This is a genomic window from Nocardia speluncae NBRC 108251, assembly GCF_001613245.1.
In the GTDB taxonomy this organism is placed as follows: domain Bacteria; phylum Actinomycetota; class Actinomycetes; order Mycobacteriales; family Mycobacteriaceae; genus Nocardia; species Nocardia speluncae.
Genome location: NZ_BDBZ01000001.1, coordinates 496,731 through 512,834, shown reverse-complemented (window position 1 = coordinate 512,834; position 16,104 = coordinate 496,731). Strand labels below are relative to the sequence as shown.

The window sequence follows — 16,104 nt, the reverse complement described above, 5'->3', positions numbered from 1 at the left end:
TCCCAGCGGAGCCGCGCGGCGAGCCGATACGTACGTGAGCAGATGATCAGACCATGAACGGGTGCTCACACAAGGTAACATTCGAATTGTGACGTACACAACAGAAATCCGCTGGCGGGCTTGACACGTGGGGGCCGAAAGCTCGGGAAGGAATGCGATGCAAGGACAGACCGCGCTGTCCGGGCCGGTGCGGTTGCGCGCCTCGGCGATCGAGCAGCTCGCCGAGGTCGTTTCCGTGCCGTCCTATGACCGATCCGGTATCGAAACCGGCATCGTGCACTTCGGTGTCGGCGGGTTCCATCGGGCCCATCAAGCGATGTACCTGGATCGGCTGCTCGAACTCGGCGAGGCTCGCGAATGGGGGATCTGCGGTGTCGGCGTTCTTCCGTCCGATCGACGGATGCGCGACGTCATGGCCGAGCAGGACTGCCTGTACACACTGTCGGTCACCCATCCCGACGGGACCTGGGAAACGCGGGTCATCGGTTCGATCGTCGAATATCTGTACGCGCCCGATGATCCGGAGGCCGTACTCGTGAAGCTCGCCGACGAACGCACCCGCATCGTGTCGTTGACGATCACCGAGGGCGGTTACAACTTCTCTGCGGCGACCGGTGAATTCGATTCGCGCACCCCGGCGATCGTCGCCGACCTCGCGGCCGGGGCCGTCCCGGCGACCACCTTCGGAATCGTCGTCGAAGCGCTGGCCCGGCGCCGGGCGCGCGGCCTGGCGCCGTTCACGATCATGTCCTGCGACAATATCGAAGGCAACGGGCAGATCGCCCGCACCGTGTTCACCGCGTTCGCCCGGCTACGCGATCCGGGCCTGGCGGAATGGATCGAGCGGACCGGCGCGTTCCCCGATTCCATGGTCGACCGGATCACCCCGGCCGCGACTGCCGAAACGACAGCGGAAGTAGCGCGACGCTACGGGATCGACGACAGCTGGCCGGTGGTGACCGAGCCTTTCACCCAGTGGGTGCTGGAGGATGAATTCACCCTCGGCAGACCCGCCTACGAGACGGTAGGTGTCCAGGCCGTTGCCGATGTCGCGCCGTACGAGCTGATGAAACTTCGCTTGCTGAACGCAAGCCATCAGGCGCTGGGCTATCTCGGCTACCTCAGCGGATATCGTCTGGTCCACGAGGCCGCGCAGGATCCGGTGTTCGAGCGATTCCTGCTGCGCTACATGGATGCCGAGGCGACACCCACCTTGCGTCCGGTGCCCGGGGTCGATCTGGACGTGTACAAGCGCACCCTGATCGAACGGTTCGCCAACCCCGCCATCGGCGATACCATCGCCCGCTTGTGCGCCGAATCGTCGGACCGGATTCCCAAATGGCTGCTGCCGGTGGTGCGCAGCCGGTTACGCGACGGCGGTGACATCACCTGTGCGGCCGCGGTGATCGCGGGCTGGGCTCGGTATGCCGAGGGTGTGGACGAGCGGGGCGAGCCGATCGATATCGTCGATCCGCTGCGAGAGAGCCTCGGCGCGCTGGCCCGGATGCAGCGCGCGCAACCCACGGCGTTTCTCACCGAACGCGCCGTATTCGGTGATCTCGTCGACGAACCGGCCTTCGTCACGCCCTACCTGGCCGCATTGCGGTCGCTGCACGAGAACGGCGCGCATGCGACTGTGGCCGCATCAGCCGAGCAGGGGTGAACCGTCGGTGAGATCTCGGACGGCCTCGTACCGCTCGCGGATCTGCGGGGCCGGGGCCGCCTCGTGAACCGTGGTGGCCGGGCGGGGCCACGGTGGTGGCTCGGTAGCACCCGACAGCGCCCAAGCCGCTTGGCGGGCCGCGCCGTCGGAAACATATTCGCCGGGTTCGGGTACCGCGACAGGCATCCCGAAAATCGCCGGGGCGAGTTCGCGCAAGGCTCGCGAACGTGCGCCACCGCCGACCAGCAGTACCCGGTCCGTACGCACACCCTGCGCACGCAGTCGATCGATACCGTCGGCGAGCCCGCACAGCAGCCCTTCGAACGCGGCTCGTGCGAAATGTCCCGGTGTCGCGTTGGTCAGGCGTAATCCGTGCAGCGCGCCGGTGGCCGCGGGCCGGTCGGGTGTGCGCTCACCGCTGAGGTACGGGACGAGGACCAGGCCCTCGCTCGAACTGTTCAGGGCCAGCTCGGCGAGGCGCTCGTGATCGACGCCGAGCAGCCCGGCCATCGCGTCCAGGACCGGTGCGCCGTTGAGCGTGCACAGCAGCGGTAGCTGCCTGCCGGTGGCGTCGGCAAACGCGGCTACGGCCCCTGACGCATCGCTTGCGATGGTCGAACTGACCGCCGAGACGACGCCCGAGGTCCCGATCGACACGATCACCTCGCCGTCGCGAGCATCCAGTGCGAGGGCAGCGGCCGCGTTGTCGCCGGATCCGGGACCGAGCGCCGCGCCGGGCGCGATTCTCGCTGCGGCGCCGGTGATCTCGTTCGGTGCGGCGACCCGGGGCAGAACGGGACGCCGTGTGCCGAAGGCCAATTCGAGCAGTTCGGGCCGATATCGGTCCGTGGCTGTCGCGTAGTAGCCCGTACCGCTCGCGTCACCGCGATCGGTGACGATCGAATCGATGCTTCCGGCGCCCGCCAGCTGCCAGCTCAGCCAGTCGTGTGGCAGGCAGATGCCCGCCACCCGATCGGCCGCAGCAGGCTCGTTATCGGCGAACCAGCGCAGTTTCGCCACCGTGATGGCCGCGAGCGGTACGACACCGACCGCGTCGGCCCACACCTGGGCGCCGCCCAGTTCCGCGACGAGTTGTTGCGCTGCCGCCGCCGACCGGGTGTCGTTCCACAGCAGGGCAGGCCGGACACAGCTGCCGTCCTCGTCGAGCGATACCATGCCGTGCTGCTGCGCGGCGACCGAGAGGGCGTCGATATCGGCGAGTCCACCGGCCGCGGCCGCCGCCCGCTCGAATGCGGACCACCAGTGCACCGGGTCGATTTCGGTGCCTGCGGGATGGGCTGCGCGACCCTGCCGCAGCAACGCGCCGGTCTCGGCATCGCGAACTACGATCTTGCACGACTGCGTGGACGAATCGACACCGGCAACGAGTGGCATGCGGTCAAGCGTAGGGTCTGCCCTGAACGCCGGGCACCGATCTCGGCAGCTGGGCACCTGATCACGCGCCCGCGACGCCACATCCGGTTCGGCCCGAACGGCTACCGAGCCCGGACAGCGGCTCGGAGATGAATTCGCTACCGGTGCCGAGTGTGTCGGCAAGATCGATTTCGCCGCGCCCGCGCTGGTCCGTGCTCGCCCCGGGCCGTTCAGCGTGCGCCGGCGAGTGACGATCGGCTGTCGAGCACCCAGGCATCGCACCTGGCCGATCGGCATCCGCTGCGCGTCCTGCTCGCTCATCTCGACGGTGTCTGCGCGTGATGGGCCGCTCCGCCACGGTCCGGAGCGTAGCGCGGGCAGCTTCGGGCATTCTCGGAAAACGGGGGAGGCCGGAGGGGTTGCGGGTCCACACTGGGGGCGTGGACATGGACGACCAGGAACTCTTCGCGGAGGCCGACGTGGTGGCCGGCGAGCAGTTGTCACTGGAGCGCCGGATGGTCGGCCTCACGTGTTTGGAGCTCGACAATGCCGCGTTCCTGCTGCCGGGGACGACCATGCATGCCGAACGGGGCGGAAAGCTGTCGCGCAGGTCGCTGGAGGCGATCGGCCCGGTACTCGGATTCGATCCACGCGAGTTCTTGCAGGCATGTGAGCGGGAGGTTCGGCGCCGGTCGAGTTGAGCTCCGAGCACGACCAGCGGGTTCTCCGGCGCCGGGCGGTTCAGTTCTGCGGGCTCAACCCCGTGATAGCGCGCTGGAAAAGGCGGTGTGCGCGATCGGCCGGGTCGGGGAGGGTTTCGGTGGCCAGGGTGATGCCGATGATGAGTGTGATCAACTCGGTGATGGTGGCGTCCGGAGCGACGGCCCCGTCACGGATCGCGCGACCCAGGAGCGGGTCGCCGGCCTCGTGGATCGTTGCCGCGCAGGAGTTCTCTTGTGGTGACCCGGGTTCGAGGTCGTAGGCCAGCGCGGCCGCCAGGCCCCGGGCCTCGACGCAGTAGGTCACGACATCGCCCAGCCATTCCAGTAGTGCTGCCCGGCTGTCGGCAGCGCCGCTCAGTTCCTCCGCGCGTGTGCGCAGGACTTCGACCCGTTCGTGGGAGACCGCTTCCAGTAGGGCGCGACGGGTGGGGAAATGGCGGCGCACCGTCGCGGAGCCGACTCCGGCGGTACGGGCGATCTGCTCCAGTGAGGCCGCGGATCCGTGGGCGGCGACCTCCGCCTCGGCGACCGCGAGGATGCGCGCGTAGTTGCGCCGGGCGTCGGCGCGTTGCTGATCCGGCATCGTTTTCCTCTCGGGATTGCCAAGTGGCGGGGCCCGCCGTATTCTAGCGGAAGTTAAACGGCGGGCCCCGCCGTTTAGTATTTCGCCCGTAGTGGAGGAGACCTGATGTCCGTAGGATCCGCGCCCGTACTGGTAACCGGCGCCACCGGCAAACAGGGTGGCGCCACCGCCCGTGCACTGCTTGCGGCCGGCGTTACCGTTCGCGCCCTGGTCCGCGATCCGGTCACCGGGCCGGCCGCCGACCTCGCCGCGCTGGGGGCCGAGCTGGTCGCGGGCGATCTGCGTGACCGGGATTCGATAGCCCGGGCCGCAACGGGTGCGCGCGCGGTCTTCTCGATCCAGCAGGCACCGCTGACGGAATCGGGATTCGATTTCGCCGGGGAATTCGACCAGGCCGTCAATTTGCTGGAAAGCACACGAGCCGCCGGCGTATCGCAATTCGTGCACACGTCGGTGTCCGGTGCCGGCCGGCATACCGAGATACCCGGCTGGGCAGAAGGACGCTGGAATGCGGTCGCGCCGTCACTGAATACGAAGCAGGCCATCGAAGAGCAGGTTCGCGCAGCCGGTTTTGCCCGGTGGACCATTCTCAAACCGGGTTTCTTCATGGAGAATTTTCTTCCCGACATGGCCTTCCTCTTCCCTCGCGGGATTTCCGGTGGCCTGGTGAGCGTGCTGAAACCGGATACGCGGCTGTCGCTGGCCGCGGTGGCCGATATCGGGCAGGCGGCCGCCGCGGCCGTCGCGGAACCGGAACGATTCGATCGGGTGGAACTGGAACTGGCTAGCGACTATCTGTCCATGTCCGAAATCGCCGAGGTCCTCTCGGAAGTCCTCGGTACCCCGCTGTCCGCTCCGGATATGACCGAGGAGCAGGCTGTGGCGGCCGGTATGCCCCCGATGGGTGCCTCCCATGCATTCATGAACGTCGAAGGCCAGCCGGCTCGCCCGGAATATGCACGAGCTCTGGGGATTCCGCTCACCGGGTTCCGGAGCTGGGCCCAGCAGCACATGCGGAGCACATAGGAAGGCCGAACCGCGGTAGAACGCGAACGGGGTATCGGCCATCTTGCGGAATTTCTTTCGGAAGGCCTCCGGATCGGTGGCGATCATGTCACCGAAGGCGTCGGTGAAGGCCTCGACGATCTCGGCCTTGCGGTCGTGCCCGGGTTGCTCGGTCGTTCCGGAGTGCGTATCCACGGTGTGGGCCGGTCCTCTCGGCAGCCGGGCGATGGCGGTGCGCGCTCTGCCCGGGGCCGCGGAATACGGTGGCCGGGAATTCGGTTTCCGGTTTACCGGGACTGCGCGTGCAGGCGGCAACCACCTGGGCAGGCCGGTGCCGCACCCGGGATATCGAGCACACGGAGTGAACGGGTGAGCGTGGGTTCACCGCGGGAGGATGACGGATGACGCTGCGCCGATACGAGTACGCCCTCACCGTTGCCGAAACGGGCTCGGTGACAGCGGCAGCGGAGCTGCTGCATGTTGCGCAGCCGTCGATATCGCAGCAGATCCGTGGTCTCGAACGTGAGGTCGGTGTGCAGCTGTTCGCGCGTACGCCGACCGGGCTGGTACCTACAGTGGCCGGACGTGCGTTCCTGCGTGAAGCGACGGTCGCGGTGAACGCATCCCGGCGGGCGAAAGCCGCCGCACGGGCCGATTCCGCCGAGCTGGTGGGCGAATTGGTGGTCGCGGTGCAGCTGGGTTTCGGTGCGCGGCAGCTACCGCGCGCATTGGCCGCGCTGCGCCGCCGCTTTCCCCGGGTCGAGGCCACCGTGTTCGAGGAGCCGAGCGCCGCCGAACTCGACCAGCTGTGCCGCCGGGGGGCGCTCGATCTGGCCCTCATGGCGAAATGCGAGAAAACCCCGGAAAACGCACACCCGCTCGGTGCCGAGGAATTCGTTGTGGTGCTGGGTGCCGGGCACCCACAGCTCGCCGTAGACCGGGTCGAACTATGCGACCTGGGGGAGGAGCCGTGGATTCGGTTCGGTCGCGACAGTGCCCTCGACGGCGTTCTGGCGGCCGTGCTGCGCGATAACGCGCTCACCCCGAGCACGGCCGGCCGGGTATCGCAGACGGTGACGGCGGTGCGCTGGGCCGCCCACGGGCTGGGCGTGACACTGGTGCCGGCCTCCGCGGTACCCCACGGCTACGAACATCTCGCGCGTCCGGTGTTCCCGATTGTGTCGCAGCCTGTTGTTGCCGTGGTCCGGCCCGGCGCGGGCCCGGCGGAAGCGGCCCTGCTCGAGCTGTTGCACAGGGAGAGCTGGACCGGTTCGGACCGCTTCGTGCCGGTGCCCTGACACCGTGGGCGGGCGTCGTGTATCAGCCCCGGTGGAACTCGCCGCCGTCCACGACGAGACTGCCCCCGGTGAGCCAGCTCGCGTTGTCGGAGACGAGGAACATCACCGCGTGGGCGATATCGCCCGGCCGGCCTTCGCGTCCCAGCGGCACGACCGGGGTGTCGAGCCCGGCGGCCGCCGGATCGAGATCTGCCCACTGTGCCCGCGTTGCCTCGCCGCCGGGGGTGGCGGTCCGTCCTGGCGAAACGGTGTTCACCCGGATCCCGAACGGGGCCAGTTCCGTTGCCAGGCCCAGGCTGTAATTCTCCAACGCTGCCTTGGCTGCGGTGTAGTGCAGGAACTGTGCCACCGGGGCGGCGACGGCTGCCGAGGAGATATGGACGATCGCCCCCGATCCCCGGTCCCGCATCCCCGGTGTGAGCAGTGCGTCGAGGCGCACTGCGGCCAGCAGATTCAGGTCCAGCGCGTCCTGCCACTCCGCATCGGGAATGGTCGAGCTACCCCGGTGCGGTTGTGCACCACCCGCGTTGTGGACCACGATATCCACCCCGCCGAGCGTATCTTCGACGGCTGCGGCGAGTGCTTGGGCACCGGTCCGTGTCCGCACATCGGCAGCCACGAATGTGGCACCTTCCGGCACGGTGTTCGTGGCCGATCTGGCGGTTGCCAGTACCTGGGCGCCGGCGTCCAGGAATTGTCGTACGACGGCCGCCCCTATTCCACGAGAACCGCCCGTCACAAGGGCCCGCTTCCCGGTGAATTCTGCGGTTGCCGACGTGTTTCCGGCAGTGGTCATCGCCACCGTTCCTTTCGATTGGGTAATGTCCGCCCGATGTTGAATGGATGAATATGCTCGAGAAGCAATTGTTTTCGGGGAGTTTCGCTCCCCGTCGGGCTTCTCGAACGTAAGTCGTGGATGGGGCGCGAAGCAAAGACGAAAACTCAGGGGACGCCATAGGGGTTACCTATCCCCGATCCTCACTTTCCGGAAGTCCGCTTCTGGACCGCGTTGCCACCTGGTCATCGTCTCGTGGCGGAACTCTCCCGCCATGCCACACCTCGCGCGACCACACGCGGGTTCTGTAGGCGGGGGCGTTGCCGGTGTGTCGCTGCCCGCACCGGCGTGTCACACGGCGGTGCGCATCCCTGCATGAAACGTATTGCCGTGATGTTCCTTCCGGCGCTGGGCGGATCGCGCAAGAGAAATTACACTCGGCGTCGGGTTCGGGTGAAGAGCCTGTGCCCGGCTCAATGCGTTGGCCCTCGTGGAGGGGGTCGAGTGGGAACTGTCGGGCTCGGCGGGGAATGCGGGATCGACCTCGCGGGCGTGGATCCGTACGAACTGGAAACGCTCATGGGCAAAGAAACTCGGGACCCCACCGTGGCGATGGCGGACCGTCTGGACAACGATCCTGCCGCGACGACGGTTTCGTCGTTCGTCGTAGAGGCGCGCCGGCGTGGCGTGGACGCTGCGCAGTTACTGGATGCCGACTTCTTTCTCCGCGGCACCGACTAGCTCGCTGGGCCGGATCCCGAACGCCCGGCAGATCTTGTACAGCTGCGTCACGGTCATCGCCCGTTTGCCGTGTTCGAGCCGGGCGATGGTCTTCTTGTTGTAGCCGGTTGCCTCGGCCAGTGTTTCCTGGGTCCAGCTGCGGCGGGCGCGCATCGCGCGCACTTCCGCGCCCAGCGCCGCGTCCAGCCTCGCCTCCTCGGCAGTCGCATCCTCCGACTCGGCGGGCGTCGCATTCATGTCGACCATTCTGGGAGGGGGCAGGGTCTTAATCAAGTGCCCGATAGCTTCGGCATGGCGTCCTTGCGTGGCAGTTCGATAGGGACCGTAGGGGGATGCAAAAGGACCGATGCAGGTTGAAAAGAGACCGAATGCGGCCTACTCTGTAGTAGAGCGGTTGCCTATCACCGCAGTTCAGAACCTCGAACTGTGCGGATTGCAGCCGGGTGGCAGGCGACACCCGGAGATCACGGTGCGCCTGCGAATCGAACGAAGGCAGGAGGGTCCGATGAGCTGGACCGGCGACCCGATCTGGCTGGCCGATGTGCTCCGTGACGCCGGGCTGGCCGTTATCGAACACGACGGCTGGAGGCAACGCGGCCACGGTGATTTCCTCGATATCCGCGGCGTTCTGTGTCATCACACGGCAGGTGGCGGGCCGAACGACTGGCGCATCGTGCAAGACGGACGTCCCGGGCTACCGGGGCCACTTGCACAACTGGTGCTCGAGAAGGACGGCAGCTACCGCGTGATCGCCGTCGGGGTCTGCTGGCACGCCGGCCGCGGCAGCCGGCCGGGCTGGCCCACCGATAACGCGAATTACCACACGATCGGTATCGAAGCCGTCTCCCGCGGCACCCCGCCCTGGGACTGGACGCCGGTCCAGCTCGATGCCTACAAACGCGGCTGCGCCGCGATCCTGCGCCGGCTCGGCCGTGGCTCCGGCGACTGCGTGGCCCACCACGAGTACTCCAGCGAGGGAAAGATCGACCCGGCGGGTATCGATATGAACGCCTTCCGCCGGGATGTACAGGCACTACTGGACGGAAGGAACGAGGACATGGCTTTCCTCGACGAAGAGATCACGAACCACCACGGCGACCAGGTCACCGTCCGGACCATGCTGCACTACCTCGACAAACACGTCGGGCTCGCACTGGACCAGCTCGCCGGATCGGGAACCGCTCGCGGCGCCGATTTCCCGGGCTGGGACTTCCTGGGCGATCGGACCACTGCCGAAGCGCTCGGTGTTATCGGCGCGGCCCTGAAGATTCCCGGCTTCCGCGACCCCACCACAGACCGGCGCGCCTGAGGAGGTGCGCCGGTCCGCCCGGCCGGAGAGGAGGCAGCATGATCACCGAACTGGCTTCTGTCCTGGGCGGCCTGGTCACCGGCGTCGGCGGTGTCTGCGCTGCCGGGTTGTTCAGCAGGCGTAAGCGCCGGGCCGATGCGGTCCAGGTGCTCACACAGGCGGCCGCGCAGATGGTCGAACCGCTGTCACGGCAGATTGCGGCCATGACAGCGGAACTGGAGGCTCACCGGCGTGTGGTCGCCGATTCCGAACAGCGCTGCCGCCTCGCCGCATCTCAGCACACCTCCTGGGATGTCGTAGTCCGCTCGTCGCTGCTGAATCTGGGGGTCGATGTGCCGCCCCCGCCGCCGATGACCGGCGACCGGTCCGGTCCGCCGCGGCAGGTAGATCCGCGACCGTAACCGGATCACCCGGCCGATATCGGCATGGCGTCATCGGGGAACTGCTGCGGCAAGAAACGGTCGCGCATTGTGCGCAGCGTGATCAGGCGTGCGCGGCCGTCGTGCGGGTGGACTGTCCGACGGTGTTCAGGTGCCCGATGGACTGGGCATAGGAGGCGATGACACCGGTCTCGCAGTAGGGCACTCCGAGATCGGCGCAGTACGCGGCGACGATCGGCTGGGCGCGGCGCAGGTTGGGGCGGGGCATGGACGGGAACAGATGGTGCTCGATCTGATAGTTGAGACCGCCGAACGCGGTATCGACGACGAATCCCCCGCGGACATTGCGTGCGGTCAGCACCTGGCGGCGCAGATAGTCGGTGTTGTCACCGGCCGGCAGGATCTCCATACCCTTGTGGTTGGGTGCGAAGGTGGCACCCATGTACAGCCCGAACAGGCCTTGCTGCACCACGGTGAAAACGATGGCCTGCAGCGGCGGCAACACCAGGAAGACGACGGTCAGGTAACCGGCGGCGTGCGCGAACAGCGTCGCTGCTTCCAGCCCGCGCCGGGGAATATCGCGGCGCACGATGGCGCGGACACTTGAGAAGTGCAGGCTCCAGCCTTCCAGCAGCAGCATGGGGAAGAACAGCCAGCCCTGGTACCGGAAGACGACTCCGCGCAGACCCCGGCCCGCGCGGGCGCGCAGGCTCGAATGCGCGAGTACCCCCATGATGTCGGGGTCCGCGTCCTCGGTGTTGGGGTGCGCGTGGTGCCGGTTGTGGTTACTGGTCCACCAGCCGATACCGACCCCGATCGCGAGGTTTCCGAAAAGGATCCCCAGCAGGTAGTCGCGGTTGCGGCGGCCGGTGATCTGGCGATGCCCGGCATCGTGACCGAGGAAGGCCAGCTGGGCGAAGACCGCGGCCAGGAAGGCCGCCGTACCCAGCTGCCACCACGATTCGCCGATCAGGACGAAAGCGGTCCACCCGGCGACCAGTGCGAGCAGGACGGCCGCGACCTTCCCGACGTAATACCGCGGCCGGCGGTCCAGCAGCCCCGCATCGCGTACCTGCCGCAACAACCCGGAATAGTCGCTGCTCCGGGCGGTGTGTTGCGGACGCGGTGCGTCGATCCGGCCGGCGGGAACAGCGTATTCGGCGGCTTTTGCCGTCATGTGGTAACCGATCTCTGCACAGGTGTCGTTTCGCCGGTGGATCATCCGTGACCGCCGCCGGCCGACCGTCGCGGTCGACTGTGCGCTCACCCTACCGTCGCCCCTGCGCATTCCCGGTCCCGGTCGCTCGAATCGGCCGGTGACCGCGCCACCGGGCGAAACAGGCCCGTTCGTTTCCCGGTGGAGCGGGTATGCGCAATCCGCCGGCAGTCTCCCCAACCGGAACGAGGCGAGTGATGAGATATCGCATCCTGCTCCTGGCGACCCTGATCGCCGCCGCCTGTTCCGGGCCGGCGCCGGCGGTCGCGCAACCGTTACCGCCACCGGGTGCTCCGGCCGAGAGCGTGCCGGTCCGTAGCGCGATCTCGGTGCGCGGGCCGAACGGGTTGCGCTGGGGTACGCCGAACGAATTCGAAACCCGTAGCGCGCTGTCGATGGCCAAGCTCTATCTGGCCGATTACGCCCTACGCCATGGTGACGGTTCCCCCATGGACCGGATGCACGCGGAACGAATGATCCGCCTGTCCGACGACGCGGCCGCCGATGCCGTGTCCGCCAAATACCCGCAGGCCATCGGCGCGGTCGCCGCGGAATACGGTCTGGCGCAGACCACTGCGGGCGCGGGCTGGAACACCGCCACGACCAGTACGGCCGACCTCGCCGATTTCCTCGCCGCGAAACAGGCGACCGATCCCACCTCGCCGACCCTCGGGTGGATGGCGAGTGCCCCGCCGACGGCCGCCGATGGCACCCAGCAGAACTGGGGCACCGCGCGGCTGCCCGGCGTCCAGGGCAGTAAATGGGGCTGGTCGGATCTTCCGCCGCCGGAGGTCGCGTCGGCATCCTTCGGGCCGGGATTCACCGTCGCGGCCCATACCCGCGGTAGTCCCGAAGACCAGACCGCCGATGTCGAACAGGCGCTCGCCGAGGTTCTGACCCGGATCGTCGGTGGTCCGACTCCGGTAGCGGTGCGGTAATGCTACACCTGGTGCCGGATTCCTTCGCTGGCGCGGAAACTGGACTCCTCGGGACTGACCAGACCGAGCAGGGTCAGGGGTCGCGGGGTGACGGCGTTGGTCAGGTAGGTCAGGGTTATCGCCCACCGGTTGAGCCCGCGCGGCACCGCGAACGTGTGGTAGGCGCGGGTAACCGCTTTGGCGGGCAGCCCCGAGAGGCGAAGGCCCAGCGGGTTGGCGACGGCGAAACGCGGACCCAGGTCCACCACCAGTCCCATATCGCGATGCTTGTACGGCACCGGCGCCCCGGTTCCCAGGCTCGCGGCCACATTGCGGGCCAGGACTTTGCCCTGACGGGTGGCGTGCTGGGCGGTGGGTGGCGTGATCTTTCCCGGCTGGGTCAGATCCGGGACGGCGGCCGCGTCACCGCCGGCGAATACGTCGGGATGGCCGGGGATCCGCAGATCGGCGTTCACGATCAACCGGCCGCGTTCCATCGGGAGATCGAGTGTGCTGAGCACCGGAGCCCCGGTAACGCCGGTGACCCAGGCGACGGTGTAGGTCGGCACAGTCGTGCCGTCGGTGAGCGCTACGCGGTCGCCGCTGAGCTCCTTCAGTGACATCTCGAGGCGGATATCGATCCCGCGGCCGCGCAGGACGGACAGCACCTGATCGCTCAGTTTCTCGCCGACCTCCGGCATCACCCGGTCGGCCATATCGAGCAGCAGGAAACGGATCTCGGACGGGTCGAAACCGCGGCGGGCCGCGTAGGTATCGGCGAGGGCGCGGAGCTGGGCGACCAGTTCGGTCCCGGCGTAGGACGCGCCGACCACGACGACGGTGCGCCGGGCCTGCCGGATTTCCGGATCGTCCTCGTGGTCGGCGAGTTCGAGTTGCCGGATCAACTGCTCGCGCAGGTACAGCGCTTCGGCAACGGTTTTCAGGCCGCGGCCGTGTTCGGGGAGTCCGGGCACATCGAACAACCGGGTCACCGATCCCGGGGTGAGCACCAGCCGGTCCCAGTTCAGCTCGCGGGTGCCGTGGTGATCGCTGGTGACGGTGATCGTCTTGTTGTCCAGGTCGATCGATTCCGCGGTGGCGACGATCAGCCGGACCCGGGGCAGAGCGTCGGTCAGCGAGACGGCGACGAACCGGGGGTCGATGAGCCCGCCGGCGACGTCCGGCAGCAGCGGTGTGTACAGCATGTAGTCGGTGGGCGAGACGAGGACGACCTCGGTATCGCCGCCCGCGGCGGCCAGGGTGCGGCAGAGTTTGCGAGCGCAGGTGAATCCGGCGAATCCGCTGCCGACGATGACGACCCGGCGCGGTCGCGGCCCGCTGTCGGTGCTGTTCTGATGGTCCGGCACGGCCACCCTCCTTCTCCGGTCGGTTTCCGGCGCCGTTCCCGGAACCTGTCGGTCGAAACATGCGCAGCGGGGGATTCCCTCGGATACGGGGCGGGCGTGGTGTGGGCCGGCTCGTCAGCGATAGAGGCCGAGCAGTACGCGTACCGCGGCGTCGACGATCGCGTCGGCGGATACGTCCAGGGTGCCGTCCAGCCAGGCAGTCACCAGTTCGGCCATTCCGCCGATGAAGAGCAGCCCGGCGGTTTCGTCGGCGGTCTCCCCGCGGTGGGACGCGCCGAAATATTCCCGCGCCTCGACCGCCGACTCGTGTGCCAGATGGCGGAGCAACTGGGTGCGGCGCTGCCGCAATTTGGGGACGGCGACGGCCTCGATGATGGCGACCCGGCCTTTGCGGGGGTCGTCTTGCAGGAGCTGGACGAACGCGCGGACCGAGGCACGGACCCGGGCCTCGGGATCCGGGCCGGCGTCGTCGGCGGCGCGGCGGCTGGTCTCCTCGATCTCGGCGGCGATATGGTCCAGCGCCGCCTCGAGTGCCGCGTCCAGGCCGGAGAAACTCTCGTAGAAATAGCGCTCGCTCAGGCCGGCCTCGGCGCATACGGCGGTCATCGTGGTCCGGGTTTCGGGGTCCGCCCACACCGTCAGCGCGGCGTCGAGCAAGCGGCTGCGTCGTTCGGCGGCGCGATCGGCGGCGCTGACGCCCCGATACACACCAGATTGCACAGCCACGTTTTTCAGCATGCCACAGGCCCACCTGATCAAAGGTTGACAGGACATCCTTCCTGAATCAGGCTGGACGTGACAGAGACCACATGACATGAGGTGAACCATGACGGCCGAGGCCCTGGGACCACGCGAGGAAACGGCACCGGCGCAGAGCGCGGCACCACGGCCGATCCCGGTTCAGCACCGGGACGACCGCGGCCTGCCCGTGGTCGGCCAGGTTTTCGAATACGCCAAAGATCCGGTGGCGCTGTGCCGCAGCCGCTGGGAGCGCTACGGTCCGGTCGCGCCGTTCCGTGCGCTGGGAAAATCGGCGGTCATGCTCCTGGGAGCGGACGCCTGCGGTGAAGCCTTCCAGAACAAGGACAAGGCGCTGGCCAACGGGCCGGCGTGGTCGGAACTGGTGGGCCCGTTCTTCAATCGCGGCCTCATGCTGATCGATTTCGAGGAGCATCACGGGCACCGGCGGATCATGCAGCAGGCGTTCACCCGGCCGCGCCTCGAGGCCTACACTCGCCACCTGCACCCCGCCATCGAACAGGGAGTGTCGGGATGGGAACCCGGCAAGGAGTTCCCGTCGTATCGGAAACTCAAGCAGCTCACTCTCGATATCGCCGCCGATCTGTTCATGGGTGGCGCCGAGGACACCAGCCAGGCCGAAATGGACCGCATCAACAAGGCATTCATCGCCTGCGTCCAGGCAGCCGCCGGGATTGTGCGCGCCGATATACCTTTCACCCGGTGGGGCCGGGCCTACCGCGGCCGCAAGGTGCTCGAGGATTTCCTGCGCCACTACCTGCCCGCCAAACGCGCCGAGCAGACCGACGATATCTTCTCGGTTCTCTGCCACGTCGAAACCGAGGACGGCGAACGGTTCTCCGACGACGACGTGGTCAACCATATGATCTTCCTGATGATGGCGGCGCACGACACCTCCACCATCACCACCTCCACGATTCTGCAGTACCTGGGCCAGCATCCGGAATGGCAGCAACGTTGCCGTGAAGAGTCGCTGGCACTCGGGCCGGAGCCGTCGATGACGGAACTCGAGGGCCTGGTCTCGATCGACCTGGTGATGCGCGAGGCGCTGCGCCTGCGCGCCCCGGTGCCGGTCCTGGTGCGGTACGCAGTGAAGGACACGGTGATCCAGGGCGTCCGGATCCCGGCCGGCACCGATCTCATCGTGGGTGTCCAGTTCACTCATATGATGGAGGATTACTGGACCGACCCGGCGGCCTTCGACCCCGCCCGTTTCGGCCCGGATCGCCGCGAGGACAAATCCCACCGCTTCGCGTGGGAACCGTTCGGCGGCGGTGTTCACAAATGCATCGGCCTGTACTTCGGCGGCCTCGAGGTGAAGGCGATCATGCACCGCCTGCTGCGTGACTACCACTGGACGCTCGACCCCGCCTATGTCCCGCCGATGGACTACCACTCCCTGCCGTTCCCCAAGGACGGTCTGCCGATCACCCTGCTGGAGAACCGGGCGTCGAGTCCGGCGTCCACGGGGTGATCCGGCTCGGCCGGGATGAACGCCACAGTGCCACGAGGCCGTCTATCCTTGACCGATTCCAGAAAACGGACGAGACTTTCCGGTGTGCAAACGGCCGAGGATTTCCAGCAGGTGCTGCGGGGGGTTTCGCTACGCGTCACCGCACCGCGGGTCGCGGTGCTGAGCGCTGTGCACGATAATCCGCACGCAGATACGGATTCGATAATCCGTGCTGTGCGCTCCCGCCTGTCGGCCGTATCCCACCAGGCGGTGTACGACTCGTTGCGTACGCTCACCACTGCCGGCCTGCTCCGCTGTATCCAGCCGTCCGGTTCGGTGGCCAGGTATGAGACCCGCGTCGGCGACAACCACCACCACGTCGTCTGCCGGGGGTGTGGAGCGATCGCCGATGTCGATTGTTCGGTCGGTGCCTCCCCGTGCCTGACGGCCTCCGACGATCACGGCTTCGCGATCGACGAGGCCGAGGTCATCTATTGGGGCGTGTGCCCCGAATGCGCGAAAGAGAACCGTTTTCGATAGCA

Annotated in this window: 17 protein-coding genes; 10 read left to right on the top strand and 7 right to left on the bottom strand. The window is 67.6% G+C overall.

Annotation, left to right across the window (positions count from 1 at the left end):
* Positions 1–187: 187 nt before the first annotated feature.
* On the top strand, positions 188–1,663 hold the full coding sequence (locus NS6_RS02160) for a mannitol dehydrogenase family protein (protein ID WP_068036088.1): 1,476 nt from the start codon (positions 188–190) through the stop codon (positions 1,661–1,663).
* On the opposite strand, the gene NS6_RS02155 is transcribed toward NS6_RS02160, so the two are convergent.
* The gene (locus NS6_RS02155; RefSeq protein ID WP_068035665.1) at positions 1,646–3,058 is read right to left on the bottom strand and encodes a xylulokinase; all 1,413 of its coding nucleotides are present in this window, start codon (positions 3,056–3,058) and stop codon (positions 1,646–1,648) included. The genes NS6_RS02160 and NS6_RS02155 overlap by 18 nt on opposite strands.
* A gap of 419 nt (positions 3,059–3,477) precedes the next feature.
* Here NS6_RS02155 and NS6_RS02145 point away from each other — a divergent pair, with 419 nt between their 5' ends.
* A complete protein-coding gene (locus tag NS6_RS02145) occupies positions 3,478–3,738 on the top strand; it encodes a hypothetical protein (protein ID WP_157112582.1) in 261 nt (86 codons plus the stop codon).
* Between the two features lie 40 nt (positions 3,739–3,778).
* Here the strand turns inward: NS6_RS02145 and NS6_RS02140 are convergent, their stop codons facing one another.
* Positions 3,779–4,342 carry a TetR/AcrR family transcriptional regulator gene (locus NS6_RS02140; RefSeq protein WP_068035660.1) on the bottom strand — a complete coding sequence of 188 codons (564 nt, stop codon included), beginning with the start codon at positions 4,340–4,342 and terminating at the stop codon, positions 3,779–3,781.
* Positions 4,343–4,447: 105 nt separating this feature from the next.
* Here NS6_RS02140 and NS6_RS02135 point away from each other — a divergent pair, with 105 nt between their 5' ends.
* Both NS6_RS02135 and NS6_RS02125 read left to right on the top strand, forming a co-directional pair.
* Positions 4,448–5,368: an NmrA family NAD(P)-binding protein gene (locus tag NS6_RS02135; RefSeq protein ID WP_068035658.1), complete on the top strand. Its 921-nt coding sequence runs from the start codon at positions 4,448–4,450 to the stop codon at positions 5,366–5,368.
* A 380-nt stretch (positions 5,369–5,748) separates the two neighbouring features.
* A complete protein-coding gene (locus NS6_RS02125) occupies positions 5,749–6,645 on the top strand; it encodes a LysR family transcriptional regulator (protein ID WP_068035655.1) in 897 nt (298 codons plus the stop codon).
* Positions 6,646–6,667: 22 nt separating this feature from the next.
* Here the strand turns inward: NS6_RS02125 and NS6_RS02120 are convergent, their stop codons facing one another.
* On the bottom strand, positions 6,668–7,441 hold the full coding sequence (locus tag NS6_RS02120; RefSeq protein WP_068035652.1) for an oxidoreductase: 774 nt from the start codon (positions 7,439–7,441) through the stop codon (positions 6,668–6,670).
* Positions 7,442–7,924: 483 nt separating this feature from the next.
* On the opposite strand from NS6_RS02120, the gene NS6_RS02115 reads away from it, so the two are divergent.
* On the top strand, positions 7,925–8,161 hold the full coding sequence (locus NS6_RS02115) for a hypothetical protein (RefSeq protein WP_068035650.1): 237 nt from the start codon (positions 7,925–7,927) through the stop codon (positions 8,159–8,161).
* Here the strand turns inward: NS6_RS02115 and NS6_RS02110 are convergent.
* Positions 8,123–8,398, bottom strand: coding sequence for a helix-turn-helix domain-containing protein (locus NS6_RS02110; RefSeq protein ID WP_068036086.1), 276 nt, complete (start codon positions 8,396–8,398; stop codon positions 8,123–8,125). The genes NS6_RS02115 and NS6_RS02110 overlap by 39 nt on opposite strands.
* Before the next feature lie 268 nt (positions 8,399–8,666).
* On the opposite strand from NS6_RS02110, the gene NS6_RS02105 reads away from it, so the two are divergent.
* Together NS6_RS02105 and NS6_RS02100 are read left to right on the top strand one after the other, a co-directional pair.
* A complete protein-coding gene (locus tag NS6_RS02105) occupies positions 8,667–9,470 on the top strand; it encodes a peptidoglycan recognition protein family protein (RefSeq protein WP_084470569.1) in 804 nt (267 codons plus the stop codon).
* Positions 9,471–9,508: 38 nt separating this feature from the next.
* On the top strand, positions 9,509–9,871 hold the full coding sequence (locus NS6_RS02100; RefSeq protein ID WP_068035648.1) for a hypothetical protein: 363 nt from the start codon (positions 9,509–9,511) through the stop codon (positions 9,869–9,871).
* Between the two features lie 82 nt (positions 9,872–9,953).
* On the opposite strand, the gene NS6_RS02095 is transcribed toward NS6_RS02100, so the two are convergent.
* Positions 9,954–11,027 carry a fatty acid desaturase family protein gene (locus NS6_RS02095; protein ID WP_084470568.1) on the bottom strand — a complete coding sequence of 358 codons (1,074 nt, stop codon included), beginning with the start codon at positions 11,025–11,027 and terminating at the stop codon, positions 9,954–9,956.
* A 236-nt stretch (positions 11,028–11,263) separates the two neighbouring features.
* Here NS6_RS02095 and NS6_RS02090 point away from each other — a divergent pair, with 236 nt between their 5' ends.
* Positions 11,264–12,004 carry a hypothetical protein gene (locus NS6_RS02090; RefSeq protein ID WP_068035646.1) on the top strand — a complete coding sequence of 247 codons (741 nt, stop codon included), beginning with the start codon at positions 11,264–11,266 and terminating at the stop codon, positions 12,002–12,004.
* A 2-nt stretch (positions 12,005–12,006) separates the two neighbouring features.
* Here NS6_RS02090 and NS6_RS02085 read toward each other — a convergent pair whose 3' ends face one another.
* Complete coding sequence (locus NS6_RS02085; RefSeq protein WP_068036082.1) at positions 12,007–13,350, bottom strand: NAD(P)/FAD-dependent oxidoreductase; 1,344 nt, start codon at positions 13,348–13,350, stop codon at positions 12,007–12,009.
* A 114-nt stretch (positions 13,351–13,464) separates the two neighbouring features.
* Positions 13,465–14,076, bottom strand: coding sequence for a TetR/AcrR family transcriptional regulator (locus NS6_RS02080; protein ID WP_068036080.1), 612 nt, complete (start codon positions 14,074–14,076; stop codon positions 13,465–13,467).
* 100 nt (positions 14,077–14,176) lie between these two features.
* On the opposite strand from NS6_RS02080, the gene NS6_RS02075 reads away from it, so the two are divergent.
* Both NS6_RS02075 and NS6_RS02070 read left to right on the top strand, forming a co-directional pair.
* Positions 14,177–15,583, top strand: a complete 1,407-nt coding sequence (locus NS6_RS02075) for a cytochrome P450 (protein WP_068035644.1) — start codon at positions 14,177–14,179, stop codon at positions 15,581–15,583.
* An 84-nt stretch (positions 15,584–15,667) separates the two neighbouring features.
* The gene (locus NS6_RS02070; RefSeq protein WP_068035643.1) at positions 15,668–16,102 is read left to right on the top strand and encodes a Fur family transcriptional regulator; all 435 of its coding nucleotides are present in this window, start codon (positions 15,668–15,670) and stop codon (positions 16,100–16,102) included.
* The last annotated feature ends 2 nt before the right edge of the window (positions 16,103–16,104 follow it).